The sequence below is a fragment of the Varibaculum sp. C0165D1 genome (assembly GCF_056590355.1).
In genome coordinates this window covers 449,192-475,470 of sequence record NZ_JBWPVY010000001.1, presented here as the reverse complement: position 1 = coordinate 475,470, position 26,279 = coordinate 449,192, and the positions used below count along the sequence as shown (strand labels likewise).

General features: G+C 54.3%; 26 protein-coding genes and 1 tRNA gene. 24 read left to right on the top strand and 3 right to left on the bottom strand.

Translation table 11 applies throughout. The features are described from left to right. The first annotated feature begins 1 nt into the window (after position 1). Positions 2–643, top strand: coding sequence for an HAD family hydrolase (locus AC1EKS_RS02170; protein ID WP_481008926.1), 642 nt, complete (start codon positions 2–4; stop codon positions 641–643). On the opposite strand, the gene AC1EKS_RS02165 is transcribed toward AC1EKS_RS02170, so the two are convergent. Then, entirely contained in the window at positions 640–1,500 is an 861-nt protein-coding gene (locus AC1EKS_RS02165) for a RecB family exonuclease (RefSeq protein ID WP_481008927.1), read from the bottom strand. The genes AC1EKS_RS02170 and AC1EKS_RS02165 overlap by 4 nt on opposite strands. Positions 1,501–1,562: 62 nt before the next feature. Here AC1EKS_RS02165 and AC1EKS_RS02160 point away from each other — a divergent pair, with 62 nt between their 5' ends. From AC1EKS_RS02160 to AC1EKS_RS02105, 12 genes are all read left to right on the top strand, one after another. Further along, positions 1,563–2,669 (top strand): tRNA (adenine-N1)-methyltransferase, encoded by a 1,107-nt coding sequence (locus tag AC1EKS_RS02160; RefSeq protein WP_481008928.1) that lies wholly within the window; start codon positions 1,563–1,565, stop codon positions 2,667–2,669. Positions 2,670–2,747: 78 nt separating this feature from the next. Continuing rightward, positions 2,748–4,289 carry a proteasome ATPase gene (arc, locus tag AC1EKS_RS02155; RefSeq protein ID WP_481008929.1) on the top strand — a complete coding sequence of 514 codons (1,542 nt, stop codon included), beginning with the start codon at positions 2,748–2,750 and terminating at the stop codon, positions 4,287–4,289. A gap of 8 nt (positions 4,290–4,297) precedes the next feature. Continuing rightward, positions 4,298–5,899 (top strand): depupylase/deamidase Dop, encoded by a 1,602-nt coding sequence (dop, locus tag AC1EKS_RS02150; protein WP_481008930.1) that lies wholly within the window; start codon positions 4,298–4,300, stop codon positions 5,897–5,899. Positions 5,900–5,922: 23 nt separating this feature from the next. Beyond that, complete coding sequence (locus AC1EKS_RS02145) at positions 5,923–6,105, top strand: ubiquitin-like protein Pup (protein WP_481008931.1); 183 nt, start codon at positions 5,923–5,925, stop codon at positions 6,103–6,105. A 3-nt stretch (positions 6,106–6,108) separates the two neighbouring features. Beyond that, a complete protein-coding gene (pafA, locus tag AC1EKS_RS02140) occupies positions 6,109–7,491 on the top strand; it encodes a Pup--protein ligase (protein WP_481008932.1) in 1,383 nt (460 codons plus the stop codon). 5 nt (positions 7,492–7,496) lie between these two features. Continuing rightward, complete coding sequence (locus AC1EKS_RS02135; RefSeq protein WP_481008933.1) at positions 7,497–8,537, top strand: hypothetical protein; 1,041 nt, start codon at positions 7,497–7,499, stop codon at positions 8,535–8,537. Between the two features lie 120 nt (positions 8,538–8,657). Beyond that, positions 8,658–9,428: an imidazole glycerol phosphate synthase subunit HisF gene (gene hisF / locus AC1EKS_RS02130; RefSeq protein WP_481008934.1), complete on the top strand. Its 771-nt coding sequence runs from the start codon at positions 8,658–8,660 to the stop codon at positions 9,426–9,428. Continuing rightward, positions 9,425–9,802, top strand: coding sequence for a phosphoribosyl-AMP cyclohydrolase (gene hisI / locus AC1EKS_RS02125; RefSeq protein ID WP_481008935.1), 378 nt, complete (start codon positions 9,425–9,427; stop codon positions 9,800–9,802). The genes hisF and hisI overlap by 4 nt, the downstream gene beginning before the upstream one ends. A 53-nt stretch (positions 9,803–9,855) precedes the next feature. Further along, on the top strand, positions 9,856–10,698 hold the full coding sequence (trpC, locus tag AC1EKS_RS02120; RefSeq protein WP_481008936.1) for an indole-3-glycerol phosphate synthase TrpC: 843 nt from the start codon (positions 9,856–9,858) through the stop codon (positions 10,696–10,698). Between the two features lie 11 nt (positions 10,699–10,709). Continuing rightward, positions 10,710–11,582 carry a prolipoprotein diacylglyceryl transferase gene (lgt, locus tag AC1EKS_RS02115; RefSeq protein ID WP_481008937.1) on the top strand — a complete coding sequence of 291 codons (873 nt, stop codon included), beginning with the start codon at positions 10,710–10,712 and terminating at the stop codon, positions 11,580–11,582. A 76-nt stretch (positions 11,583–11,658) separates the two neighbouring features. Then, on the top strand, positions 11,659–13,083 hold the full coding sequence (gene pyk, locus AC1EKS_RS02110; RefSeq protein WP_481008938.1) for a pyruvate kinase: 1,425 nt from the start codon (positions 11,659–11,661) through the stop codon (positions 13,081–13,083). Positions 13,084–13,378: 295 nt separating this feature from the next. Continuing rightward, positions 13,379–13,585, top strand: a complete 207-nt coding sequence (locus AC1EKS_RS02105; protein WP_481008939.1) for a hypothetical protein — start codon at positions 13,379–13,381, stop codon at positions 13,583–13,585. A 273-nt stretch (positions 13,586–13,858) separates the two neighbouring features. On the opposite strand, the gene AC1EKS_RS02100 is transcribed toward AC1EKS_RS02105, so the two are convergent. Further along, on the bottom strand, positions 13,859–14,380 hold the full coding sequence (locus tag AC1EKS_RS02100) for a nitroreductase family protein (RefSeq protein ID WP_481008940.1): 522 nt from the start codon (positions 14,378–14,380) through the stop codon (positions 13,859–13,861). Between the two features lie 596 nt (positions 14,381–14,976). Here AC1EKS_RS02100 and AC1EKS_RS02095 point away from each other — a divergent pair. From AC1EKS_RS02095 to AC1EKS_RS02045, 11 genes are all read left to right on the top strand, one after another. Next, the gene (locus AC1EKS_RS02095) at positions 14,977–15,495 is read left to right on the top strand and encodes a DUF4418 family protein (RefSeq protein ID WP_481008941.1); all 519 of its coding nucleotides are present in this window, start codon (positions 14,977–14,979) and stop codon (positions 15,493–15,495) included. Positions 15,496–15,501: 6 nt separating this feature from the next. Beyond that, on the top strand, positions 15,502–16,722 hold the full coding sequence (locus AC1EKS_RS02090; protein ID WP_481008942.1) for an ABC transporter permease: 1,221 nt from the start codon (positions 15,502–15,504) through the stop codon (positions 16,720–16,722). Then, complete coding sequence (locus tag AC1EKS_RS02085; protein ID WP_481008943.1) at positions 16,723–17,427, top strand: ABC transporter ATP-binding protein; 705 nt, start codon at positions 16,723–16,725, stop codon at positions 17,425–17,427. A gap of 125 nt (positions 17,428–17,552) precedes the next feature. Next, positions 17,553–19,262: an FTR1 family iron permease gene (locus AC1EKS_RS02080; protein WP_481008944.1), complete on the top strand. Its 1,710-nt coding sequence runs from the start codon at positions 17,553–17,555 to the stop codon at positions 19,260–19,262. Beyond that, entirely contained in the window at positions 19,262–19,906 is a 645-nt protein-coding gene (locus AC1EKS_RS02075) for an iron transporter (RefSeq protein WP_481008945.1), read from the top strand. Before AC1EKS_RS02080 ends, AC1EKS_RS02075 begins: the two co-directional genes overlap by 1 nt. A 10-nt stretch (positions 19,907–19,916) precedes the next feature. Beyond that, the gene (locus AC1EKS_RS02070; RefSeq protein ID WP_481008946.1) at positions 19,917–21,191 is read left to right on the top strand and encodes a Fe-S-containing protein; all 1,275 of its coding nucleotides are present in this window, start codon (positions 19,917–19,919) and stop codon (positions 21,189–21,191) included. 21 nt (positions 21,192–21,212) lie between these two features. After that, the gene (locus AC1EKS_RS02065; RefSeq protein ID WP_481008947.1) at positions 21,213–22,514 is read left to right on the top strand and encodes an ABC transporter permease; all 1,302 of its coding nucleotides are present in this window, start codon (positions 21,213–21,215) and stop codon (positions 22,512–22,514) included. A gap of 6 nt (positions 22,515–22,520) precedes the next feature. Further along, positions 22,521–23,684, top strand: a complete 1,164-nt coding sequence (locus AC1EKS_RS02060) for an ABC transporter permease (protein ID WP_481008948.1) — start codon at positions 22,521–22,523, stop codon at positions 23,682–23,684. 7 nt (positions 23,685–23,691) lie between these two features. Continuing rightward, positions 23,692–24,432: an ABC transporter ATP-binding protein gene (locus AC1EKS_RS02055; RefSeq protein WP_481008949.1), complete on the top strand. Its 741-nt coding sequence runs from the start codon at positions 23,692–23,694 to the stop codon at positions 24,430–24,432. Beyond that, complete coding sequence (locus AC1EKS_RS02050) at positions 24,425–24,853, top strand: FMN-binding protein (protein ID WP_481008950.1); 429 nt, start codon at positions 24,425–24,427, stop codon at positions 24,851–24,853. Before AC1EKS_RS02055 ends, AC1EKS_RS02050 begins: the two co-directional genes overlap by 8 nt. A 6-nt stretch (positions 24,854–24,859) precedes the next feature. After that, the gene (locus tag AC1EKS_RS02045; protein WP_481008951.1) at positions 24,860–25,756 is read left to right on the top strand and encodes an FAD:protein FMN transferase; all 897 of its coding nucleotides are present in this window, start codon (positions 24,860–24,862) and stop codon (positions 25,754–25,756) included. A 409-nt stretch (positions 25,757–26,165) separates the two neighbouring features. Here the strand turns inward: AC1EKS_RS02045 and AC1EKS_RS02040 are convergent. Continuing rightward, positions 26,166–26,239, bottom strand: a tRNA-Pro gene (locus AC1EKS_RS02040). Positions 26,240–26,279 lie beyond the last annotated feature (40 nt).

The following is a 26,279-nucleotide window of genomic DNA, read 5'->3' as shown; positions in this document are numbered from 1 at the left end:
CATGGGGGCAGTTCTTTTTGATATGGACGGAACCTTAATTGATTCCGAACCACTCTGGCAACGCACCGAAGTACAAATAATTGCCAGTTTCGGGCAGGACTGGACCCCGCAGGACGGGGAAGCTTTAACTGGAAACTCCCTGTTCAAAAGCGCCTCTATCATGATTGAGCGGAAAAATTTGCCGCTAGCGCCGCTAGAGCTTGTCGATAAGATGGTCTCCAATATGCATGAGCTGTATGTTACCCAAGGGGTCCCCTGGATACCGGGAGCGCGCGAACTGCTCAGCGATTTAGCTAGCGCCGGGATCCCCACTGCTTTGGTTTCGGCTTCCTATGAAATCTTGGTGGACGATGTGTGTGCTAGTGCTCCGGAGGGATCCTTAGAGGTGATGGTGACCGGGTCGGAACCGGACCTGCGGCAAAAACCTTCGGGTGATCCCTATCGCCTGGCGGCGCGGCGATTAAAGATACCGGTAGAAGATTGCCTGGTGGTAGAAGATTCTGCTCCGGGGTTGGCTGCTGGTCAAGAGGCTGGGGCCCGCCTGGCATTAGTTGGGAACTTCGACGTACCAGGCATTTCGGCGGCGCGTTTTGACTCGGTCGGGCATATGGACCTGAGTGATATTAGAGAGCTATTGGCTTAAAGCGCTGCTTCCTCTTCGGAGTTTTCCCGGGCAGTAAGTAACTGCGCTACGCCCTCGCTAGAAATTTCCGGGGCGATTCCCTCCATCAAGGGACAATAGGCGCGATAATCGCACCAGTTACAAAGAGTTGAGCGGCGTGGGGGAAAATAACCCGAACGTGCCTGGGTAGAGATTTGTTCCCATACGCTCAGAATCTCCCCGCTGGTGGCGTCAATATCGGCGGGGGTAGGGGTGTAGGTGTAGACCTGGCGATCTTTCAAAAAAAGTAGCTGTAGGCGAGCGGGCAGTTGCCCTTGCGTTAAGTACCAGAGCAGCGCGTAAAAGCGAATCTGGAACTGATAGGGGCCGATGTAGCGTTCGGCGGGGGCTTTGCCCGTCTTATAGTCCACGATCCGTACCAGGCCGGACGGAGAAATATCTACCCGATCAATATAGCCATGCAGGTTTAGATGGTTTTTATCGGTAACCCGCAGATATTTTTCGCGGTGGGCCGGGGCCAGGCGGTCGGGATTCTCCATTTGAAAATAGTTAGCTACCAGTTGGCGCACCGATTCTAAGAACTGGTTTTCTTCGTTTTTGTCGCCCTGAAAAAGCTCCATGCGCAAGTCTGGTTGCTTTTGGAGGGTCTCTTCCCAGATCTCTGCTACTTTAGGGCTGGCCGCACCAAAGTTACGTTCTTCAGCTGGCAGTTCAAACAAGTTTTCCAGCACCGCATGCACCAAGGTTCCTCGCTGGCGCACCGCAGTTTCTTTACTCGGAAGTTTGTCGATTACCTGGAAACGGAACTGGAGGGGACAGTTACGAAAAGTACCGATTCGAGAGGGCGAGAGGGCCGCGGTGCGCTTAGAAATGCTCATAAAGATATTGTAAGGCGCTGCTTGATATCCGAGATTCCGTTAGGAAAGCTAGGATTAGGAAGATGAGTCCGATAGAACCAGAAAATAGATGCGGGTGTGCCGCTGCAGCTACCGCGGGTGCGCCGGAGCGTTCCCGGGGAGCTTTCCAGGTAGGAGACCGGGTGCAGCTACAGGGCGCTTCCGGGGATTTACATACCGTAACGATTACCGAAAACGGCTGGTTTAACACCGCGAAAGCCTCCTTTGCTTTGGCGGAGCTGTTAGGGCGAGAAGAAGGCACCTTGATTCGTTCCCGGGAAGGGCGAGAATTTTTGGCTTTTAGGCCCCGTCGCCTGGACTATACGCTCTCTATGCCGCGAGGGGCGGCGATTATCTATCCCAAGGATGCGGCGCAGATCCTGCAATCTGCAGATATTTTTGCTGGTGCTCGGGTTTTTGAATGTGGAGCGGGTTCCGGCGCCCTCACGATTTCGTTGTTAGAAATGATCGGAGAAGCCGGGAAACTGGTTTCGCTGGAAGAACGCGAAGATTTCGCCGATATTGCCCAGGCGAATGTGGATTTATGGTTTGGCACCCCCCATCCTGCCTGGCAGCTGCGCCGCGGGCGCTTAGGGGAAATAGACCTAGACGCTATTTATGGCACCCACTATTTTGATCGCGCCGTTATTGACCTGCTCGATCCCTGGAGTTACCTGGACACTTTGTGGCAGTTACTGCGTCCCGGCGGGGTACTCTGCTGCTACGTAACCACTGTGACTCAAATGTCTACGCTGGTAGAAGCGTTAAGAAGCGATGGCCGCTTCGGATTTACCTGCAGCGAGGAAACTATCCAAAGACAGTGGCATACCGAGGGGCTAGCGCTGCGTCCCGAACATCAAATGGTGGGACATACTGGGTTTTTAGTGACCTGTCGGCTGCTGGCAAGCGGGGCGCGGCGACCGCAAAAACTCGGTAATGCTACTAAAGCGGCGAAAATCAACGGAGGGCAGTGGAATCCGGAAGATAACTGGGAGGAGGTGCGCTTAGGGCAGCGTAACCCGGCGGAGAGGAAAACGCGGCGGGTACGCCGAGACGTAGTTAGGCGCGCCGATTATTGGGTGCGGGGAAATACCACTGAAGCGGACTCCGCCCCGCCCGATCCTGAAAGCAGCCAGGGAGCGCCCTCCTAAAATTTTACAGCCCTGGACACTTAGGGCAGGTTGCGGGCAAAACTAATAGGCTGAAAGAGCTTTACGGAAAGGAAACTCATGCCAGATCCTAGTGAAGAGCAGTTACAGGTACTCAAAAGCGAAGTGACCTCCCTAAAAGGGAAAAATAAGCGTCTTTCCGCAGCTTTGGGAGCTGCTCGCGAACAAGTGGTGGCGATTCATCAGCAGTTAACGGATTTAGCCAAACCTCCCGCAACCGTGGCAGTGATTGCCGAAACCCCCCAAAAAGCCGGTGAAGTTCGTCTTTTCTTAAACGGTAAACCGATGGTGTTGCGAGTTCATCCCGACATTAAACCTGAGCAGTTGCGGGTGGGGCTAGAGGTACTAGTCAATGAAGAAATGGTGGTCTCTAAGATCCTTTCCTATCCCCGCACCGGAACCTTGGTGCAAGTCGGAGAGGTGATGCCGCAGGGACGTGCCCTGGTACGGCTATCAAATACCGACAGTGAAATCGTCTCTTTAGCTGCCCCTTTAATTGGAAAAATTGAGGTAGGGGATTCTTTGCTGCTGGAAGGACGCAGCGCAATCGCGGTACAAAAAGTCCAGAGAGGAGAAGTAGAACAACTACTAGCTCCCCAAATTCCCAACGTTTCTTATAAAGAAATCGGGGGATTGAAAAAGCAGATCGAAACCATCAGGGATGCGGTAGAACTTCCCTTTAACCATCCGGAACTGTATCGGCGCTACGGCTTGAGTGCTCCGAAGGGTATCTTGCTCTACGGCCCGCCCGGTTGCGGAAAAACTCTGATAGCCAAGGCAGTCGCCACTTCCTTGGGAGCTAATGCTCAAGGCAAGTCCGCTTATTTCTTGTCGATTAAAGGCCCGGAACTGCTCTCAAAATTTGTTGGAGAAACCGAGCGACAAATTCGGGCGATTTTTTCGCGGGCGCGCCAGCTGGCCAGCAGCGAGCATCCGGTAGTAATTTTCTTCGACGAGATGGAGGCGCTGTTCCGCACCCGGGGATCCGGGATCTCCTCCGATGTGGAAACTATGATCGTTCCCCAACTGCTTTCCGAGATCGATGGGGTAGAAGCGCTTTCCAATGTGATTGTGATTGGCGCTTCCAACCGGGAAGACATGATTGATCCGGCGGTGCTGCGCCCCGGGCGCCTAGATGTGCGGGTGCGCATCGAGCGACCTAACTTGGAAGAGGCAGCACAAATCTTTGATATCCATCTGGGGCAAAACGTGCCAGTGGAAGTGGAAACCGGAACCTCTCCGGGGCAAGGACGCGAGAAGCTGCGAGAAAAACTGGTAGCGCTGCTGGCGGAAGAATCTGCTCGTACCCAGGTATATGAAGTTGCCTACGAGAACGGGAAACGAGAAATTGTATATGCGCATTCGCTGCTGTCCGGGGCAATGATTGCCGCTATCGTAGAGCGGGCGAAGAAAGCTGCGATTAAAGATTCGTTGCAGGATCCGGCGAAAATAAATGGCTTGATGTGGAGTCACGTTGTTGCTGCCGCGGAAGAAGAAATCCGCGAAACTGCAGCCCTGGGGGCATCTGCTGATCCCAGCGAGTGGGCGCGGACTCTGGGAGTTAGGGGCGCCCGGATTATCGACGTGCGTAGCTTGCAATAGGAGGAATCTTGACTCAAAGCGCCATTAACAGACCGCTGGGAACCGAAACCGAGTTCGGGATTATCCAGGTAGGAAATGTCTACGCTAATCCAGTTGCGCTTTCTACTCAGGTAGTGAACGCCTATCGGGATCAATCCCGCCTGGGGGAGGCGGTTACCTGGGATTATGAAGGGGAAAATCCCTTGCAAGATATGCGGGGTTTTTCGCTAGACCCCCGCGAGGCCGATCCCTCCCAGTTAACTAATAATCCTGATCAGTTGGCTCCCTCGGGACCGGGAGTGCAAGCGGTTGCCCGGCCTAGCGCCCAAGAAGCCGCGATGCCCAAGCCCAGCGCCTGCGTACTAACTAATGGCGCCCGCCTCTACGTGGATCACGCCCACCCGGAATATTCCTCGCCGGAAACTCTCGAACCTAAGCAAGGGGCACTCTATGACGCGGCCGGAGACCTGATTGCCCGCCGAGCTATGGAGCTGGTAGCGGCTAACGGTAATCAGATTGAACTGTTTAAGAACAACGTGGACGGTAAAGGCGCAGCCTACGGCAGTCATGAAAATTATTTACTGCGCCGCGACTTAAGTTTTTTTGATCTTGCCCAAAATCTGATCCCCTTCCTGGTCACCCGCCCGCTTATCTGCGGAGCCGGAAGGGTGGGAATCGGGCAACGTTCCCAGCAATCTGGTTTCCAGATTTCTCAACGCGCCGACTATGTAGAAAACGATATCGGTCTGGAAACTACCTTTAACCGGCCGATAGTTAATACCCGCGATGAACCGCATGCGGATGCGAGCCGGTGGCGGCGCCTGCATATTATCGGAGGAGACGCGAACCGTTTCCAATACTCTACTTATCTCCGTCTAGGCAGTACCGCCGCCTTATTGTGGCTACTGGAAAACGCGAATCCCACGGAACTAAAAGCCCTGGAAGGCCTGCGGATTACCTCTGATCCAGTAGAAGAAACCTGGGCGGTGTCTCATGATCTTACTCTGACCCACCGCTTAGAGACCGTATCCGGGCCGCTTAGCGCCCTCCAGATTCAAAACGAAATCCTCTCTACGATTGCCGGGGCTTTAAAAGAGCGCGGAGGAGCAGATGAAGCCAGCACCGCGTTACTCACAGATTGGCAGACGATCCTCGACTCTCTGCATGGTGACCGAGTTTTAGCTGCCCGCCGCGTGGAATGGGTAGGTAAATATCAACTCTTATCCGGCATGCGCCGGCGCTTAGGGTGCGATTGGACTCACCCCAAAATCCAGGCTCTAGATTTGCAATGGGCGGCGCTACGGCCGGGAATATTTGAAAATCTGTGCGCCGCCGGAATGGTAGACCAACTGTTTTCGGAGGAGGAAGTATCTCAAGCGACCCAGCAGCCTCCGCGCGGGAGCAGATCCTGGGTAAGAGGCACTGCAGTAGCGAACCTTCCGGAAGTCAAGAAAGGCTCCTGGGAATCACTACTCCTAGATTTAGGAGGCGAGCAGCTTTTACGGTTGCGGTTAGGTGACCCGAATCGCGAGGTCACCGCCGCTGAAATACGCGCTCTCGAAGACGGTGATGCTGCCGCTTTCGCCCGCGCGCTCACTGGAGGCCAGGAAAATTGGGCCGAAAAATTCTAGGCTTAACCCTATTAGGAGGAAAAGTGGTACAAGAACAAATTAATGCACCCGGCGGAAAAAATAATGGTGTCGATGAGGGCGTAGAAACCGCGCAGGCACAGATCAATGCGCCCCAAATCGACGCCCTCTTAGAGCAAATCGATACGGTAATGGAAACCGATGCGCAAGCCTTTGTTGAGGGGTTCGTGCAAAAAGGCGGGGAATAGCTTTTGCGTAGAATTTTCGGGATTGAAACCGAGTATGGCATTACCTGTGCCGCCTTTCAGGGGAGATCACCCCTGGATGCAGAACAGGCGGCGCGACGTTTGTTTAAACCGGTAGTTAACCGTCATCGTTCCTCCAATGTGTTCTTAGGTAACGGGGGACGGCTCTACTTGGATGTGGGTTCTCATCCCGAATATGCCACCGCCGAATGTGACTATTTATCCGATTTGCTGGCCCAGGACGTTGCGGGGCAAGAGATTTTTTCCGACTTGGTAGCCACCACTAATCAGCAACTGCACCAAGATGGGATTAACGGTCAGATTCACCTGCTAAAAAATAATCGTGACTCTCAGGGAAACTCTTGTGGATGCCATGAGAACTATCTTCTGCATCGCTCCGCAGATTTCATGGGAATGGCAGATGCTTTGATTGCTTTCTTCATCACCCGCCAAATCGTGGTGGGCGCCGGGCTCCTAGATGAAGAGGGCGGCTATCATTTCTCCCAACGCGCCGACAAAATGTATGACCCGATTTCGGCGGCCACCACCCGGGCCCGTCCCATTATCAACACTCGGGATGAACCGCTGGCAGACTCTAGCCAGTATCGACGGATGCACGTAATCGTAGGGGACTCTAACATTTGTGAGGCCACCACCGCCCTTAAAGTGGGGATGACTATCGCTTTACTAGATGCGATTGACTGTTCCTTGACGCTGAACGACTTGGCGATAGCTGACCCCATGAGTGCGATTCGAGAAATTAATGCGGATTTATCGGGACGGGCTCCGATAAAACTAAAACAGGGCGGAACCCTAGACGCAGTGGAAATCCAAAACCGCATCTACCAGCGGGTGATGAATACTTTAAGTGACGCCGGACAGCTGGATGCCACCCGGGAACGGATTAAAATAGGCGATTTTGATCCCCTGGAGCTTTGGGGACGGGCGCTGAAATGTTTTGAGGACGAAGACTTTCAAGCGGTGCAAACCGAAATTGATTGGGTAATTAAGAAGAATCTTCTCGAGAAAAGCGCTAAGCGACATCGAGTTCCTATGGACTCCGTGGTGATTTCGCGCCTAGATTTGGCTTATCACGACATTACTGCGGCTGGTCTGGCGCCAGCACTATATCAGGCAGGGATGATGCGCCAGGTGCTTAGTCGCGAACAAATAGAGTCTGCAAAAACTTATCCTCCTCGCACCACCAGGGCAAATATGCGAGGTATGGTTTTGCGGGAGGCTGAAAGACTGCGCCGAGATGTTTCGGTAGACTGGTTACACGTACGCATCGATGAATCGAAAATGCCGACGGTGATGCTAGGAGATCCTTTTGCTTGTGAGGGAGAAATCCTAGACAAATTGCTGGCAGAGCTGCAGGATAGGGCATGAAGTAGATGGAAACTAACGCACACAGTCGCGGCCGCAATATCGAAAGAGGCGACTCCTCCTTGTCTGATAAACCGGAAGCATCCCCTGAAGGTAATACCGGTAGCACTAAAGATCGGGCGCGGCGCTTCCCCTCACGCAAAGCAGAAGTTTCAGCGAAGAAAACGCCTGCTCCCTTACATCTACTGCGGTGGTGGCCGGCTTTCCTGGGAGTAATCGCAGTGGCCGCTACGGTAGTTCTAGGATTTTATTTGTGGCAGGCCAGTCGCGGACAACAAATCAGCGGAGTTTCTACCCAGGTAAAAGTCAGTGGTCAACTGGGTGAACAACCGGTAGTACAGTTTCAAGGGCGCATGCCCTTTACATTGCCTAATTCGCGGATAGCTATTCGCGGCGCAGGTCCGCAGGTACAGGAAAATCGTGACGTGCGGGTGATGGTAAGTGTCTATGAAGGCACTACTGGAAAACTGGTTTCCAAAGAAGGAAAACCGCAGCTATTCGTCGGCAAGGCTAACTCCCGTACTTTACCTAGCGGATTGTTGCCAGAAATTATTGGTAGATCCGAGGGGTCGCGGCTAATTGTGCATCGCCCCGCTACTGCAAGTGACGGAAAAACCTCTATGGAAGTAGACATCATCGACGTCTTACCTACTGCGGTTTATGAGTCGCAATTGCAGATTCCGGAAGCGGCAGGGGTAAATTTCACCTTCCCCGCAGGATTACCAAAGTTCGAGTCGGCAACCCAGCCCCATCCGCAAGAGGCTGCTACCTTCGTGCTGGTTCCAGGGAAGGGAGAACAGTTAGATCCGCGCAAGAAGATCCTGGTGCAATACGGGGTGTGGGAATTAGACTCCGGAAAGCAACGTGCCTACACCTGGGGTAAGTCTGGTCCGCAAGCGATTGTGGGGGGAACTACCTTCCAGTCCTTAGCCCAGCAGCTAACTGCTTTGCGCGCTAACTCGCGAATTTTAGCGATTATTCCCGCTGATCAAGCCACTGGGGATAGTGCTTTAGTGGTAGTCATGGATGTTTTGGCCTGCGCAAAATAAAGAAGCGGAGCAACACTAATCCCGCTTTGTCTGCGCTACCTAGTCCAGCTAACGGCAGGGAGGACCGCCAGTTAGATTAGTTTTTTACACTGAGGATAGTAAACCTATCGAGGAGGACAAATGACGGTAGCGATTAGGGTGATTCCTTGTCTAGATGTTGATCAGGGACGCGTGGTTAAAGGCGTAAATTTCCAGAATCTGCGGGATGCAGGAGACCCCGTGGAACTGGCAGAACGTTATAGCGATGAAGGCGCGGATGAAATCACTTTCCTCGATGTTTCGGCTTCTAAAGAGGGACGCGCCACTATGGTGCAAACGGTGGGTCGCTGCGCCGAACGGGTATTTGTTCCCCTCACGGTAGGCGGCGGGGTGCGTTCGGTGACGGACGTGGAACAGCTACTGGGGGCGGGCGCCGACAAAGTGGGGGTTAATACTGCCGCGATTGCTGACCCGGATCTTATCGATCGGATAGCCAAGCGTTTCGGCAATCAAGTGCTAGTTATCTCAGTTGATGCCCGCCGCTGCCCATCGGGGGTGGAGACTCTAAGCGGATTTGAACTAACTACCCACGGCGGGACTCGTTCTACCGGTATCGATGCGCTCCAGTGGTGCAGCGAAGTAACCGCGCGCGGAGCCGGCGAAATTCTGCTTAACTCTATGGATGCTGATGGGGTGAAAACTGGCTTTGACTTGGAAATGTTAGCGCAGGTTCGCTCCCGGGTATCGGTTCCTCTAATCGCCTCTGGGGGTGCAGGCAAAGTTGAGCATTTTGTCGAATCGGCGGAAGCGGGGGCAGATGCGGTGCTGGCGGCCAGTGTTTTTCACTTTGGAGAGATTAAGATTTCGCAGGTAAAAGCGGGGCTAAAGGAAGCGGGGTTTGAGGTTCGGTGAACGCAGACACTTTAGATCCGCAGGTAGCCGCCCGTTTAAAGCGCGATAGTGCGGGGCTGGTATGCGCGGTAATCCAGGACTGGCAAAGCGGAAAAGTCCTAATGGTGGGTTATATGAATGACGAAGCGCTGCGGCGTACTTTAACTACCGGCAGGGTCACTTTCTGGTCCCGCTCTCGCTCGGAGTACTGGCGCAAGGGCGATACCTCTGGACACGCGCAATATGTTAAGCAGGTTCAAATTGACTGCGACGGAGACGCTCTCTTAATCCAAGTTGACCAGGTAGGAGCGGCTTGTCACACCGGGCACCGCAGTTGCTTTGAGGCCGGCGGTGAACTCGCCGCCCGCATCGGGCAGCGCCCAGATAGTAAATAGATTTTTTACTCGAGGTGACAAAAACATAACATGGCCTAGGAGGTGATACTCAGATGAACGCTTTGGAACGTTTGCTTGCGGGCGTGCGCCAAGAAGTAGCGCGGCGCGAATCTGAGGTTAGCCTGGCCGAGATTAAACAGATCGCTGCCAAACGTCCTCACCCCAAAGATGGGGTGGGAGCACTACGCAGCGAGGGCGCAGTTTCGGTAATCGCGGAAATAAAACGGGCTACTCCCGGCGGGGGATTCTTGCGGGAAGTGCCAGATGTGGCGGCACTGGCACGTGCCTATGAGGCCGGGGGAGCCTCGGTAATCTCGGTTTCTACCGAAAAGAACTTCTTTTGCGGTTCTATCGAAGACTTACGCCAGGTACGTGCGGCAGTAGAGGTACCGGTACTTTATAAAGACTTTGTAATTACCCCCTACCAGGTACATGAAGCCCGAGCGCTAGGGGCGGATTTGGTCTTGATTTTGCAAACTTCTGCAGAACCAATGGTGGTAACTTCCCTGGTAGAGCGGGCCCACTCCCTAGGGATGACTGCAATCGTAGAGGTACATTCGCGTTTAGACGCTTTCCGCGCCCTGGAAGCCGGAGCCCGAGTAATCGGGGTAAACGCCCAAGATTTGCGTACTTTAGATTTCAATATGGAAACCTTTGCGCAAATAGTAGACGTGATTCCCGAACAGGTAGTGGCCGTGGCCGAATCCGGGGTGGCCGGCCCGCATGATGTGTTTAACTATGCCCAGCAAGGTGCCGATGCGGTCCTGATCGGTTCGGCCTTGGTAAAGTCAAATGATCCCCAATCTTTGGTGGCAGAAATGGTAGCTGCGGGATCACATCCGGCGCTGGCTACTTCCCGTAAGTCCCGGATCAGCCGAGAAAAGAAGCACGACTAGAAAGTTATGGGATGAACCCGTTTTTTATTCCTTCTCCCTCTCAAGGTGTCTGGTACCTAGGCCCGATTCCGATACGTGCTTACGCGCTAGCGATTCTTTTGGGTATTTTCCTAGCTTGCCTGTGGGCATCGCGGCGCTATAAGCAGCGTGGGGGCGACCCAGAGGTAATCGTGGACCTGGCGTTGTGGGTGATTCCCATTGGGATTATTGGAGCCCGCATTTATCACGTCTTGAGTAAATGGCAAGATTACTTTGGCCCCACCGGTGATCCTAAAGAAATCCCCCTGATTTGGCACGGAGGTCTAGCCATTTGGGGAGGGGTAATAGCGGGTACCATAACCGCTTGTCTAGTGTTGCGCTACCGGCAACTGAAAATCGCTCCGGTGGCCGATGCAATTGCGCCCGCGATCTTGGTGGGGCAAATCTTTGGGCGTTTAGGAAACTACTTCAACCAGGAACTTTTTGGGGGACCCACCACTTTGCCTTGGGGGTTGCAAATCGATCTACAACATCGTCCGCTCGGTTTTGAACAATACGCGACTTTTCATCCCACTTTTCTGTACGAAATGCTCTGGAATCTAGTGGCGATTGGGGCACTGCTGTGGATAGAGCGGCGCTTTAATCCGCGCGGCGGCATGATGATGGGGTTCTACCTGTGCGCCTATAGTCTGGGGCGTTTTTGGGTAGAGAACGTGCGGATGGATCAGGCGAATCAGTTCCTGGGTTTGCGGGTAAATGCCTGGACTTCGCTACTGATGTTTACCCTGGGGGTGGTGCTAGCTATTTGGTGTTACCGCCAAAATTTCCCTCGCTCGCAAGACCCGGAATCACAAAAATGCGGGACCTTGTCCCCAGATAAGCCTCCGAAATCAGTTTCTTCCTAGGGGGTTATTAGGAGGGTCGCGCTGACTATTCTTCCTAAGGAGTGGCAAGAACTAGCGAACCAGTTAGGATAGAGGCATGCGCAGAGCGAAAATTGTATGTACCTTAGGGCCGGCAACTAATTCCCCGTCCCAAATTGAAAAACTGGTCGAGGCTGGGATGAACGTGGCGCGGATTAACCGCTCACACGGCAGCCAAGAAGAAGCAGAGGTTACCATTGCCAATATTCGGCGGGCGGCTCTGCAAAGTGGGAAAGCCATTGCAGTCCTGGTAGACCTGCAGGGCCCCAAGATTCGTTTAGAGACTTTCGCAGGGGGACCGCAAACCTTAGAAAAAGGTGATACTTTCACGATCACCACTCGGGATGTGCCGGGGGATAAAGAAATCGTGGGGACTACTTTCAAAGGCTTACCTGGGGATTGCACTCCCGGAGACGCCCTCTTGATTGATGACGGGAATGTACAGGTCCGGGTAAAAGAAGTTACCGAGACCGATGTAGTTACCGAAGTGGAAGTACCCGGGGTGGTTTCCGACCACAAGGGACTCAACCTGCCGGGAGTTGCGGTTTCGGTGCCGGCGCTTTCAGAAAAAGATCAAGATGATTTGCGTTGGGCGCTGCAGCAGGGTGCCGATATTATTGCCCTGTCTTTTGTGCGTAGTGCCGATGATTTCGCTGATGTAAAGCAGATTATGGATGAAGAGGAAGTCCATATTCCCGTTATCGCCAAGATTGAAAAGCCGCAGGCAGTTGAGCGGTTGGTAGAAATAGTCCAGGCCTTTGACGGCATTATGGTGGCGCGCGGTGACCTGGGGGTAGAGATGCCGCTAGAGGCGGTGCCACTGGTGCAAAAACGGGCGATTGAGCTGGCTCGGCGTTATGCGAAGCCAGTAATTGTGGCTACTCAGGTCTTTGACTCGATGATTCATAATCCTCGTCCTACCCGCGCCGAAGCCTCCGACTGTGCGAACGCGATTTTAGACGGGGCCGATGCGGTGATGTTGTCGGGAGAAACTTCGGTAGGGGCCTATCCGATTGATGCGGTGCGGCTGATGTCTTCGGTTATTACTAACGTGGAAGAAAATGGGGGAGATCGAATCGCCCCGCTTACTACCTATGCTCATGACCGTGCCGGGGTGCTGTCCATGTCGGCGGCGCGGGCAGCCGAAATGCTGGATCTGAAGTTCATGATTGCTTTCACCCAAACGGGTAGCACTGCCCGCACCGTGTCGCGCTTGCGTTCCCCGATTCCGATGCTGGCATTCACGCCGTTAGAGGCGACTCGTAACCAGTTGGCGGTCTCTTGGGGGATTCACACTTATCGTGTCCCCCATGTAACCCACACGGACGATATGATCTGGCAAGTGGATCAGGTCTTGCAGGCGCAGGGCTTAGCCAAGCAGGGGGATCAAGTGATCATTTTGGGGGGAATGCCCCCCGGGGTTACTGGCTCTACTAACTCGCTGCGGATTCATACAGTGGGGATGGAAACCGACTACCGGTAACCTTTTATAGGTTATTTCCGAGGACGCGCATAGGATCTTTGCGTTTTGCCTACTATCTTTGCGCTGCGGGCGCGCGGTGAATTAGCTAACAACGCTTGACAGTACCTGGATGGTAAAATAGAGTTGAACACTTGTTGAAGTTTTCGGGTTTTCTCGGAAATTCGGTTGACTGCGGGCCACCTAGGTGGTTTTCTGAAGTTGGCCTAGACAGGCAGGGTTCTTTTTGAACCCCGGGGTTACCGGTGCGGACAATGCGCCAACCCCGTGAGAAGTAGAAGTGAATGGAGTATCAAAAATGGAAAAATACAATATTGTTGAGGCAGGCACTGGCCGTCAGGCAAACAATCTGCTGATTGACACGATTTCGGATGCGATCAGCCCCTGGTTTGCGGACGTTAGCCAAGACAGTCGAGTACGGGAAGCCATCGCGGCTCTTGCAGATGAAACTCTGCGGGCTCGCGCCGCCCAGTATCTGGGCTTGCAATTGCGTCCGGCTGCTTAAGAGGGCGCCTGCCGTGGCATTGAAAATCTAGTTTTTCAGGTGCCGCACTAAGCGATCAGGTTCCCCCGCGATAGTCTCGCGGGGGAACCTGTTTTTATTGCTGAGGTACGGTGGGCTAATGCCGGGGATAAAGGCCGCATTGCGTGTTTTTTCGGGCTAAAGCCCGTATTGTGGGCTGGACCTACCCGCTTGATCTGCGAAATCCTAGCCCCGTTGTTTTTCCGGTTAAATCTGGCATTGTTTTGCCAGCTAATCCAACTACCGTTTCGCCGGTTAAGCCTGGTGATTTTCCCAAAGTAGCTGCTGAAGCGGCTTGCGCTCGCGCTTTTTAGTGAGGCCAGCAGGGGCTTTGCCTACGGTGCACATCGTGAAAGGCACATAGGGAGCGGCGATCTGGAACTCCTGGCTAACTAGCTCCCGATCAAAAGTGGCAAAGGGGCGCATATGTAGCCCCATTACTTCGGCCTGCAAAAGCATATTTTGCACTGCGCTTCCCAAATCGTAGGGACCGAAATCTAGGCCGTGGCGGGAGGGATATTCCTGATGAATGTTAAGAATCAGCCCGGAAGCATCAAGCGCCCAATCAGAAAAACCGGCTACCGCTCGGCGTAGAATCTCGTAGTTTTTATCGCCGCGGATCCCGGGAACGAACCACCATTCTTGAGCATTCATTGCCGAGGGCGCCCAACGTGCCGCCTCTAAAAGCTGGTTCATATCCTCGCTGCTTATCGAAAAGTCAGGGTCGTATTCGCGCGGACTCCAACGCCTGCTAATGATTTTAGAAATATCAGTCATGTTTCTATCATAACCAGCTGCCCATAAAACGGCACTAGCAGCAAAAATAAATGGTCGGGCCGACAGGATTTGAACCTGCGACCCCCGTGGTGCTTTATTTAGTTTGAGCGCGAAACTTTTTCGGCAGCGTGGGTTTTGATGCCCGTGGTGAGTTTGTTTTTGTTTCTCGCGTATCTTTTTGTGTCTTGGTTAGGAGTTGCTCAGTTGGGGTTTTGGCCAGGTCGGTGAGGATGTATTGGTAGCGCAGGATATCGCGGGTGAGTTCGGCGGGATTGGTGTTCTCACGTAACTGTCGTAGCTCGTGTATTTGCGTCCTTGAGAGTATCCCGGAAGTAAGCAAACGGTCTAAGGGTGTGGTGGGGGTATCGTAGATGCGTTTGCGCCTCCCGGCACCATCCTGACACCTTCTCAAGGTGTGAGCGAACTCGCCCTTAAGACTCGGCCCGCAATGGGCCACCGTGTCCACCTCAAAAAACCCTGGTTCCTCGCCACAATATTGCGATAATTTCTCTCTAATTTAGGTAAGGCTAACCTTGCTAATTGTTTTGAGCTGTGTGATGATTGGCGTTGTCGTTAAATCTTAAGGAGAAAATCGCATGAAGGATAGAATCATTGGTTCGCTGCCTACCGTATTGTTGGGCCTGCTCATTGCCATCGCGCCGCGGACTTTTGCGCCGGTTTGCGAGTTCGCTGCCAAACACAGCTCCGGCAAGGAACATATGTCCGGGATGAAAGGCTCCGGCGGCATGGACCACATGAACCACATGGGGCAGGCTGGCAAAGCGATGGGTGAGGCTCATCAACATATGGCGTGCTACTGGTCCGCTCAAGCCAGCTTGGGGATTGGAATCCTCCTGCTGGTCATTGGGCTGCTGGCATTGTTCATGAACTCCCAGATTCGCACCGGTTTGAACCTGAGCGCGGCGCTCATCTATGTGCTGGAAATTTTGATTGTCACCGTGCTTATTGGAACGTGCAAAAACGAGGAAATGTCTTGCAATGTTTACGCGATGCCCACGCTGTTGGCGCTGAGCTGTATAGGGATCCTGGCAGTCGGTGCGGCGATATTCCTGGATCAAAGGAACCGCCCGGAGCTTCAGAAAGCCGCGGCATAAACTGCAATGCAAAGCAGCCAGATAACCTGGGGTAAACTCCCTTTTCGTAATCTCAAATATTACCGTTACCGCAGTTTAGGACTGTTCCTGGTGGCAGTCCTGCTCAGCGCGATAACGTTCGGTGCAGGGATGGTTTCGCTGAACCTCAGCCAAGGTTTGTCATCGGTCAAGGAACGCTTGGGGGCGGACATAATGATTGTGCCGTCCCAGTTTGAGCAATCCGCAAAGGATATTTACCTTTGCGGGGGAAAACCGAGCGGGTTCTTGCTGCCAGATAACGTTTCGGATTCGGTCGCCAATGTTGCCGGAGTGGAACGGGTCACCACGCAAACCTATATTGCTTCCCTAATGGCGAGTTGCTGCGAGGTGCGGCTGCAGATTATCGGCATTGATCCGGACACCGACTTTGTTATTAAACCCTGGATTCAAGCCACTTATTCACGTGGTCTGCAGGACGGTGAGCTGGTCGCGGGCTCCAAAGTTCAGATTAATGCCCAGGGCAAGATTCGCCTGTTTAACTATGAATTCCCGGTAAGCGCGCGGCTGGCGCCGACGGGCACGAACCTGGATTCGTCTGTGTTTGCCAATCCGGCGACCACGAAAATCCTGGCGCGCCAAGCTGAAAAGGTGGGGCATCCGGTCTTGTCCGCAGATGAGATTGGACACCGGGTTTCCGCAGTGATGGTAAAAGTCAAGCCCGGTTACGCCCCGGAGGAAGTGGCGCAGTATATTTCTAAATCTCCCCAGCTGAAGGGCTTGGGCTTTGTGTCTGCGAACGGGATTAGTTCCCGGCTCAAGGAGGGTGTGGGCCACATTGTGGGCGCCCTGCAGGTCTTTCTGGCTGTCTTTTGGGCAGTAGCGTTGGCGGTGATGGTGACGGTCAACTGGGTCAGCGTCATGTCTCGGAGCAAAGAGTTGGGCTCGTTGCGGATAATGGGTGCTACCAAGCGGATGCTGACCGCAATGTTGCTGAAAGAGAATCTGCTGGTCAGCCTGACGGGTGGCGTGCTGGGGCTGGGACTCAGCGCGGCGCTGCTGCGACCCTTTGGCGATGCCATTCAAAGGGCTTTGAAGCAGCCCTATCTGCAAAGCGATCTGTGGAGCCAGTGTTCTCTGGGCGTTCTCATCTTGGTGACGGTGTGCCTCAGCGCCGTCCTGGCCAGTGCTATCTCGGCGATTCGCCTGCTGCGAAAAGAAACTTACCAGGTCGTGCGGGAGGGGCAATAGATGTTGTTGGAACTGTGCGAAGTGACCAAGAAGTTTTCGCGGCGGGGACGCGAGTTCAACGCGGTAGACAGTGTGAGCTTGAGTATTGATGCCGGCCAATTTGTGGTCGTTTCAGGCAAATCGGGTAACGGAAAAACGACCCTGCTGAACCTCATGATGGGTTTGCTGCGTCCCAGCTCAGGAACGGTTCTGGTGGCAGGAGAGAATCTGTCTGATCTCTCGGATCGGGAATTGTCCCAGCTGCGCCGGTTTCGTCTGGGAATGATTACGCAGCAGCAAACCCTGGTCAGTTCCCTCAACGTCTTGGATAACGTGGTGCTGCCCGCTACTTTGCGGTCAAAAGGGCGGTCGTCGGGGAAATCGTCGCCGGTGGGGGTGGAGTCTTTGCCCGTCAATCGCGCATTGGATTTGCTGGAAAAGCTCGACATTGCGGATCTATCCCACGCCTGGCCCGCAGAACTTTCCGGGGGAGAGATGCGTCGGGTTGCCATCGCCCGAGCACTCATGGCCCAACCGGAAGTTTTGTTGGCGGATGAACCGACCGGCGACTTGGACGACGACACGACCGCGGCGGTGCTACGGCTATTTCACGAGCTCGCACAAGGCAGTAGCGCGGTCGTGATGGTCACGCACGACGCGGCCGCTTACGAATACTGCAACCGTAGGTTCAATATGCTAGACGGCCACTTGGAGGAGCTGCGGTAGGGCGAGGGGATTTTGTTCAGAATCAGCCTTTAATAGCTAGATTTGATAAAAGGTAAGGCTTGCCTTATTAATTGTTTATTTGTAGCCTTGTTATGTATTTGATTTAGAAAGAAGTTGAGAGAATCGTGAACGCAACCAGAAACCAGCCTTCTCTGTGGGCACGAGGACTGCGGTTTATCGTAGGTTTTTCCGCTTTGGTGGTGGCGCTGTCCTTCGGAGGGGTGGTCTGGTCTAGCGCGGCCGCAGCCCAAGATTCCGATCTGGGTGAATGGTCTGAGGTCGTGTCGGTAATGCAGGAAAAGCTCGCCGCGGTTCCGGAAGCTGGCGATCCGAGCGCGGTCCAGACTCTGATTCGTCAAGCCTACTATGAGAACTACCAGACGAGCGGCCTAGAGGACCAGGTCAAACATGCTTTGGGGCGTGACGTAAACGATAAGTTTGTCGCCGAACTATTGAACTTACGCAATCTCAGCCGTGACGGTGCGAGCCCGGAGGCACTGCGAGAAGACAGCGACAAAGTCGCAGACCTGCTTACAGAAACGGTAACTAAGCTGGTCAAAGCCCCTAAGGTGGCGGATCAGTGGAGCAGGGTTGCCGACACGATTGCGCAAGTTATCACCGATGCCCAAAGCGCCTACGTCAAGGGACAAGCCGACCGGGCATTCACCTTGGCTACCGAAGCGTACCTGGGGCATTACGAAGCTGACGGGTTTGAAAACAACACCATTGTGCACAAAGGTTTCAATCGTGTGACTGAGATTGAGGGCATGTTCAGTGACTTGCGACAGGGCTACAAAGACGGTCGTGACCAGGCTCAACAGGAAAAACTTGGCAAGGACCTGATTGCGAAGCTGGCTGAGGATGCGAAATTTTTAGACTCGAAAACGCAAGACACGGGACCGCTGGGGATTGCCGGTTTCTTTTCCGCTTTTCTGATTCTGCTACGTGAAGGCGCGGAGGCGCTGCTGGTCGTGGCGGCGTTGGTCACCTACGCGTTGAAAGCGGGGCGGCGCGACCAGCTGCGGGGAATCTTAGCTGGCGTGGTTATCGCCGTGGTCATTTCCATCAGTCTGGCTATTCTGTTTGGGCAGCTCAGCGCCAGCGTGCAGAGCGGAATGGGTCAGGAACTGCTGGAGGGGATTACCGGCCTAGCAGCCGCCCTGATGCTGATTTATGTGTCTAACTGGATACTGAGCAAGTCCGGTGGCAAACGCTGGGAGGAATATATTAAGGCCACCGCGGGCGAAAAAACCGTGGCGGGAGGTGTTTTTGCTCTGGCATTTGTGTCCTTCCTCACCGTGGCTCGGGAGGGTGCTGAAACTATCCTGTTCTTTTACCCGATTGTCTCCGGGGCGAAAACACACAGCGATTATTGGTTTATCGTTGCGGGTGGCGTAACGGCGGTAGTCATCCTCGCGATTCTATTCGTGCTGGTCTGGCAGTTCGGGGTACGCCTGCCGCTCAAGCCTTTCTTTAAGTGGACTTCGATATTGCTGGCGTTACTGGCGATAGCCATCGTGGGCGGGGCGATTAAAGAGCTGCAAGAGGCTGCTTTGGTCGGGGCACATGTGGTGTCTGGCGTTCCTACCGTGGTGTTCCTGGGAATCTATCCCACCGCGGAAACCCTCGGTGCCCAAATTATTACCGCCGCGGTATTGGTCGTCTTGGCTCTGTTGCAACTCCGCAAGGCAAAAGCTGACCAGCCCGAGGCGGGCGGCTCCGAGATTCGTTCCGACACCCCTATCTCGGAAAGTAATGATAAAGCTTTCGAAGAAAACTCTTCGAGGGAAGATAAAAAAGACGCTGTCGAAGCGAACAGCGGAAAGGAAGAATAATGAAAAAGAAGCTACTGGCTTTGGCAGCCGTCCTGGCGTTGGGCATGAGCCTCAGCGGCTGTGGCGGAACTTCGTCGGGCGATAAGGCTAAGCCGCAGGAATCCAAGTCGGCGACCGAGCAGAAGCAGCCGGAAAAGGCCAGCGATCCCAATGTTGTGGGTATCAAGGAAATTCCGGTTGGGGATTCTGGCGAACAAACCAACGGGCCGCTGAATGTAAACGTTGTTTATTTCCAGGCTGTCGATATGGAGCACGGCTCGATGAAGATGCCTCCGGCTTCCGAGTCCGATATGCACTTCGAGATTGATGTTTCTACCAACAAGAAGGCAGAAGAATTCGGGTACCCGGCGGATACTTACATGCCTTACCTGGACGATTTGAAGGTTACAGTTAAGGATCAAAAGACCGGTGAGGTAACTGACCTGGGCACCATGATGCCGATGATTGCCTCTGACGGTCCTCACTACGGTAACAACATCAAGCTCAAGCCCGGCCTGTACGATGTGACCATCACCATCCCCTCTCCGGAAGACAAGTTCATGCTGCACACGGGTAAGGATTCCTCCGGGGTCAAGGGCCGTTTCTGGAAAGAACCGCTGAAGTTTGAGTTCAAGAACTGGCAGTGGGACGGGCAGGTTCTCTAAGTAGGTTTCATTGCTCAAGTTATTTGTTGTCGCCCTCCGCTACGGGCTGCCGCTATTCGTGCCGCTGGCAATTTTGCTGGCAACGCGACCGCACACCCCGATGGAACGCCGAGTCGTGGCTCGGATTACCACCGTGGTGTTGGTGGTGGCAGCCCTAGCGGCGGCGACACTGGCATGGCTTCGACTGAACACAAATCTGATAGATGTTCCCACCATGAACTTCTATCTGGTTCCAGTCATGCTGATTTGCTCGCTGGGATTCCTGGGAATGTCTTGGTGGTTTGGTGCCGCCGATCTCTATGACATTAAACAGAGTGCTAAACATCGGGCGCTGCTGGTGGCCTCGCTGTTGACTGCCGTCAGTATCATCATCAATTTCGGCTTTGAATACGCATTTTCGACCGACGAAATTGTGCTGATGGGATCCTCTCCGTTAGAAACAGAATCGCTGGCGCGCTTTTCTGGATTCGCGTTGGGGTCGCTGCTGGTGGTCGTCGCCGGCTGGGCCTACGTGCGCGCCACCAGGCTGGTTCCCGCCATGGTGCGTTTGGCAATCACTACCGCGGTATTTTTGGTAGTTATCGGTCCGCGTTCCATTTTGCTGTATCAACAGCTCGCCATACGTGGTTTCCTGCCACGGTCACGGATTATCTTTGAACTCGTGTTGTGGATTCAAAATGCCAACACCGTCATACTGCTGGCCCTGGTGGTGCTGACCGCCATTCCTGGCATCATCGCCATTTGGTTCGGTTCCAAACCCGTCAATGTTTCTGGCCCCGAAGCGCGTCTAGCGAAAGCGGATCGGGTTACTCGCCGACACTTTTTAGAGCTGGCCTTGGGTGGCACGGTTGTTTTCGTTGCTGCCTTGACCGTTGGCAGGCGCGTGGCGGAGTCTGTTCCGGAGTTATCCCCGATAGAGCCTTCCACGGTGGAAGGAAATGTGGTTTCCGTCAGTCGAGAGCTGGTGTCTGATGGACACCTGCATCGCTTCGCCTATGTGACCAAGGACGGGACGCAAGTTCGTTTCATCGTCATTCAAAAGAACGCTGTAGCCTACGGTTGTGGTCTGGATGCCTGCGAAATCTGCGGAGAATCCGGTTATTACGAAGACGGCGGGAAAGTCATTTGCCGGCGCTGCGGGGTCATGATGAATATTCAAACTATTGGCTTTCCCGGTGGCTGTAACCCCATTCCGATTAAGTATGAGGTGGGCCCGAAAGAATTACGGTTTTTTGCTGACGAGCTGAGTGGGCACGCCAAAATCTTTAAAAGCAAAATAATCTAAGGCTCTAAGGTATAAGTTTCCATGTTCTTTTTCAGGATGATTTTCAAGGCGTTACGTCGGCAGGTCGGTAAACGCCTCATGATTGCGCTAACGATTTTATTAGGGGCAGGTCTCACAACTTCCATGCTGGCGGTCATGCTGGATGTCGGGGATAAAATCAAGCAGGAACTTGGCTCTTACGGTGCCAATATCCAAGTGCTACCGCAAGGAAAATCCGTAGTTTCCCAACTCTATGATTTCGAGGATACGGGTAGCTCGGCGAATTCCCAGTCCGGAGCGTTGCAGGAATCCGAGCTGGCAAAGCTGAAAACCATATTTTGGGCTTTCAACATCGAAAACTTTGCTCCGTTCCTGGGAACCAAGGCTTCTTCCTCAGGCCAAGACGTTGACGTAGTCGGGACCTGGTTTCGCAAGAAGCTAGCCATCCCCACTGGGGAAAAAGTCGATACCGGCATGGCGGATATGCGCGACTGGTGGGAAGTCCAAGGCAACTGGCCAAAGACTGCCGATGAAGTCATGGTCGGAACGAAACTGGCTCAGCAAAACGGCTGGCATCTGGGGGACTCTCTGACCTTGAAACCCCGGCCCGGATTAGCTGGCTCCGCACCCAGTCCAACTTTGACTATCAGCGGTATCTTTACTTCCGGTTCCAATGAAGACCGGCAACTGTTTGCGGATTTGAGCGTAGCTCAGAGCCTCTCGGGTCGTCCGGGCCAGGTCGACCGGGTAGAGGTGCGTGCTATCACCACGCCGGAAAATGACTTGTCCCGCCGCGCTGCCCGCGATCCCAGCTCACTATCTCTGGAGGACTGGGAAACCTGGTACTGCACCGCTTACACGTCCTCAATCGCCTATCAGATTGAGGAAGTCATGACTAACGCCGTAGCCACCCCCGTCCACCAAATCGCCGATAGTGAGGGCGCGATCCTGGAAAAAACCCAGCTCATTATGACTTTGGTGGCGATTTTGGCCATGGCGGGTTCCGCTCTGGGTATTGCTAACCTGGTGACTGCCTCGGTGATGGAACGTTCCGCCGAAATCGGGCTGATGAAAGCTTTGGGGGCGCGTAATCTGTTTGTGGTGCTGATGATTTTGACGGAAACCTTCATCGTGAGCCTGGTCGGGGCCGCGTTCGGATGTGTGGGCGGCATCGGTCTGGCCCAACTGGTCGGACACCTGGTATTTGGGGTCAGTATCAATATCCGCCCAGTGGTGTTCCCCTTGATGGCGGTCATCGTGGGGCTGACGGTTTTGCTGGGCTGTTTACCTTCAATCCGGGCGCTGGTGACTTTGCAACCTGCGCGGGTTCTGCACAGAAAGTAGGCGGGAATGAACTCACACAAACGCATGTTCGTGCGCATCATTTGGAAAGCCTTTGCGCACCGTTTCTCCCGGGTTCTGATTGCTTCCCTGGCAATCGCAATGGGTGCCGCCATCCTGTCCGGGTTGGGGCTGGTGGCGGTGACAGTTCCCAATTACATCGCTAAGGAACTGCGTTCGTTTGGGGCAAACCTGGTGGTGCTGCCGCAAGGTTCCAATGTAATTACTCGGGAAACGGTGTCTGCCATCGACCGGCAGTGCGGCGAGAGTCTGTTGGGGCGGGCCGGCTACAGTTACGGTAACCTGCTCTACGGTCAGCAGCCCGTCCCCGTCATGGTGACGAAATTTGCCGACGCCCGGTCAGTCCGACCCTACTGGTCAATCGACGGGAAAGTGCCGCAGGGCAGCGAACAGATCCTGTTAGGGGTGAATCTCGCAGAAAAATTCCGTCTGCACGTCGGTGACCTGATTGGCCTCAAGGTGGCGCAGCTGCGGGAAAACACCGGGGGGAACGAATCGGGGGATGCCAACCGGGCTGGCAAACAGCTGGAAATCTCCGGGCTGCTGCGCACCGGCGGCCCCGAGGACGACCTGGCGGTGTTAAGCCCGGACAGTTACACCGCTATGGGTGGGGTTGCCGATGGCTACAGTTTGGTGGAATATTCCCTGAAGGGCGATACTTCCCAATTGAGCGCTTTAGCGAAAACCATCGGAAAAAAGAACAACGGGGTTGACGCTGAAGTGGTGCGTCGAACTACCCAAAATGAAACCCGCATTGCTCATACTCTAAGCAACCTAATTTGGTTGGTCAGTATTATTATTTCCGCACTAATGCTGATTGCGGTATCCGCGACACTGAGTTCGATTGTCTCGGAACGCGCTCGCGAGATTGGGCTGAAAAAGGCCTTGGGGGCTTTGAGCAAGGACGTATTCACGGAGCTTATCGGGGAATCGATAATGTTAGGGCTGTTCGGAGGCTTCTTAGGAGTGTTGCTGGGAATCGGTCTGGCCGATTACATATTGCAAAAAGTTTTCCTGGCACGAGTAGAAATTAACTGGATAATTTTAGTCCTCACGATTGTTTTTTCGGTAGCGGTAGCGGTTATCGGTTCTCTGTGGCCGGCTAAACGTATTGCCCGGATTAATCCTATAAATGTTCTTGGTGGAGAGTGAGAATGCTATGGCAGATAATAATGATGAACAATTGATTTATCGAGTTGAGAAGGTGTCTCGAAAATACGGCGAGTTGGCGGCGCTGGATAATGTCAGCCTCGACATAACTCGCGGCGAGTGGCTCTCGGTAGTGGGGCCGTCCGGTTCGGGCAAGTCAACTTTGATGAACATTCTGGGCTGCTTGGATTCCCCCACCGAAGGACTGGTTTACCTGGAGGGTGAGCGTCTGGATAAAATGGGTGAACTGGAATTGGCTGCGGTGCGTCGCCGCAAGATTGGCCTCATCTTTCAACAGTTCCACCTGGTCAAGCACCTCTCGGCGGTAGAAAACGTGATGATGGCCCAGTACTACCATTCGCTCCCCGATGAAGCCGAGGCGATGGAGGCACTAGACCGGGTGGGCATGTCCGCTCGCGCCACCCACCTCCCTCATGAACTGTCCGGAGGGGAGCAGCAGCGCGTGTGCGTGGCTCGTGCCCTCATCAACCACCCCTCCGTGATCCTGGCCGACGAACCGACCGGAAACCTCGATGAGGCAAACGAAAACATCGTTATCGACTTCTTTTCGCAGCTGCACCGGGAGGGCACGACCCTGCTGGTCGTCACCCATGATGCCAACGTTGCTCGGCAAGGGCAGCGCCAAATCATTTTGGATCACGGGAAAATCGTCAGAGAAGTCCACAACCAATCGCAAACCGCAGAAAAATGTGACCCCCAAACGCTTGAGACGGGACGAAACGATGCGTAAAGTGACCGCGGGGGCGCTACTCGCAATCGGCATGGTCGCCCTCAGTGGCTGCGGGTCTTACCCAGCGGCGTCGACCTTGCCGGACGGGCAATACGCGGGCAGCTCGCTGCCCGACGAGGATGGTACGGTCGGTAAAGTTCAGTTTACGATTAAGAACGGTCAGGTGGTTCACGCTAAGTTTCGTCTCTATGACAAAGATGGGACGGAACATGACGAAAATTACGGGAAAACCGCTAGCGGCGGGATAGACACGGAATTTTACCAGCGCGCCCAAGCCGCTATCAGCGCTGAACAGCGTTATGTGCAGCAGTTCCAGAAGACCGGGGATCAAAATAAGGTCGATAAGGTGTCCGGGGCATCGTTGTCACATCGGCTGTTCCTCGATGCGGTTCAGACGGCTATGGAAGCAGCGCAAAAGTAGGCGTTCGTGTACCTCGCGCCGACTCCACCAGGAGAAACCACGATTACCTTTGCGGCGATGGGGACGCTGGTGTCGGCATCGTGGCGCAGCACTCCCCAGGTTGCGGAGGTTCTCCGGGTGAGTCTGCCGCAAAGGGTGGCGCAGTTGGAGGAAGACCTGTCGCGGTTTCGGGCGGATTCTCCCGTGAGCCGCTTGGATACCGAGTGGAGAGATATCGGGCCGCACTGTGCCGCGGTGTTTGGGGCTGCTCAGGATTGGTCGCAGCGTACCGGGGGTTTTTTTAAACTATTTCCGTGCCTGGGCTGGGACGCCGAAACGCTGCAGTTGCGGGGCGAGCAGGCTCGTCTCACCGACGGTGTTGGGGCTGGGGGCCTAGATTTGGGAGGTATCGCGAAAGGTTACGCGGCTGCGCAGCTGGCTTCTCTCATTCAAGAATCAGGGGGTAGCGGCATCTTGGTGTCCTTCGGGGGTTCGTCGATTGTGGCACCGGACCGCCGGGCCATCATCAGAGTGCAATCTCCCTGGACAGGCCGGGAATTCTTGGGAGACCTGCAGATAGAAAACGAGTCCCTCTCTAATTCAATGCTGCCACAAACCCAGATTGTCCCCAGTCTGGTGCGCAGCCACATTCGCGGTCTGGACGGGCAGCTCGCGTTTACCGATATTTGTGCGGCACTTGTGGTGGGACCTGACGCGATGAGTTGCGAGGCTCTCTCTACCGCGCTGATTGCGGGAGGAACCCCCCTGCTGCACGAATTGACTCAGAAGGGCGTTCTGGGTGGGAAGTATCGCGCCCTCGCGATGACTTCCAACGGGAGGGTGTTTGCCGACCCCGCGCTACACTTGAGTATCACACTGGATTTGCCCGAACCGCTGCCGCTGAGCCCCGTGTTGCCGGACTGACGCCGCAACGGGCTTGTGCGGCCCGGCGGCACGGGTAAAACATATGAGCTTCGAGCATCAGACCTAAAAATGATCCACGCTTTGCGGTGAAACTTTGATACCTTGCGATTCCAGTCGGGTCGCAATCCGCCCTGTTGAAAACCGCGCAAGCAGCAGAAGCAAGCTCAGCGAGGCGAAGCGCTCACGCTAGAGGAGCAGGAGGTATTAGACGCGATTCGCGTCCGTGCTGCTGTCCAGCAGAAGGTGAATGAACTGGAGCTGTAATCACCTCCAAAATCACCCACCCATAACACCCGCCATGTGGAGAAAAGCATCTTAATTTTCCGGGTAATGAGAGTGGTTTTGAGAGTAGATTTACTATTTAGCTGGAAATCCTGTTGCCCTAAACAGTATTTTACCAGCGCATTTGTCGGGCTGACAGGATTTGAACCTGCGACCCCTTGACCCCCAGTCAAGTGCGCTACCAAACTGCGCCACAGCCCGTTACCTCCCCGAGTTTATCCGTGCCTGGCAGTATCCAGCA

Coding starts and splice junctions, on each gene's coding strand:
- AC1EKS_RS02170 (WP_481008926.1), top strand. CDS start 2: ATGGGGGCAGTTCTTTTTGATATGGACGGAACCTTAATTGATTCCGAA.
- AC1EKS_RS02165 (WP_481008927.1), bottom strand. CDS start 1,500: ATGAGCATTTCTAAGCGCACCGCGGCCCTCTCGCCCTCTCGAATCGGT.
- AC1EKS_RS02160 (WP_481008928.1), top strand. CDS start 1,563: ATGAGTCCGATAGAACCAGAAAATAGATGCGGGTGTGCCGCTGCAGCT.
- arc (WP_481008929.1), top strand. CDS start 2,748: ATGCCAGATCCTAGTGAAGAGCAGTTACAGGTACTCAAAAGCGAAGTG.
- AC1EKS_RS02135 (WP_481008933.1), top strand. CDS start 7,497: ATGGAAACTAACGCACACAGTCGCGGCCGCAATATCGAAAGAGGCGAC.
- hisF (WP_481008934.1), top strand. CDS start 8,658: ATGACGGTAGCGATTAGGGTGATTCCTTGTCTAGATGTTGATCAGGGA.
- trpC (WP_481008936.1), top strand. CDS start 9,856: ATGAACGCTTTGGAACGTTTGCTTGCGGGCGTGCGCCAAGAAGTAGCG.
- lgt (WP_481008937.1), top strand. CDS start 10,710: ATGAACCCGTTTTTTATTCCTTCTCCCTCTCAAGGTGTCTGGTACCTA.
- pyk (WP_481008938.1), top strand. CDS start 11,659: ATGCGCAGAGCGAAAATTGTATGTACCTTAGGGCCGGCAACTAATTCC.
- AC1EKS_RS02105 (WP_481008939.1), top strand. CDS start 13,379: ATGGAAAAATACAATATTGTTGAGGCAGGCACTGGCCGTCAGGCAAAC.
- AC1EKS_RS02100 (WP_481008940.1), bottom strand. CDS start 14,380: ATGACTGATATTTCTAAAATCATTAGCAGGCGTTGGAGTCCGCGCGAA.
- AC1EKS_RS02095 (WP_481008941.1), top strand. CDS start 14,977: ATGAAGGATAGAATCATTGGTTCGCTGCCTACCGTATTGTTGGGCCTG.
- AC1EKS_RS02090 (WP_481008942.1), top strand. CDS start 15,502: ATGCAAAGCAGCCAGATAACCTGGGGTAAACTCCCTTTTCGTAATCTC.
- AC1EKS_RS02085 (WP_481008943.1), top strand. CDS start 16,723: ATGTTGTTGGAACTGTGCGAAGTGACCAAGAAGTTTTCGCGGCGGGGA.
- AC1EKS_RS02075 (WP_481008945.1), top strand. CDS start 19,262: ATGAAAAAGAAGCTACTGGCTTTGGCAGCCGTCCTGGCGTTGGGCATG.
- AC1EKS_RS02065 (WP_481008947.1), top strand. CDS start 21,213: ATGTTCTTTTTCAGGATGATTTTCAAGGCGTTACGTCGGCAGGTCGGT.
- AC1EKS_RS02060 (WP_481008948.1), top strand. CDS start 22,521: ATGAACTCACACAAACGCATGTTCGTGCGCATCATTTGGAAAGCCTTT.
- AC1EKS_RS02055 (WP_481008949.1), top strand. CDS start 23,692: ATGGCAGATAATAATGATGAACAATTGATTTATCGAGTTGAGAAGGTG.
- AC1EKS_RS02050 (WP_481008950.1), top strand. CDS start 24,425: ATGCGTAAAGTGACCGCGGGGGCGCTACTCGCAATCGGCATGGTCGCC.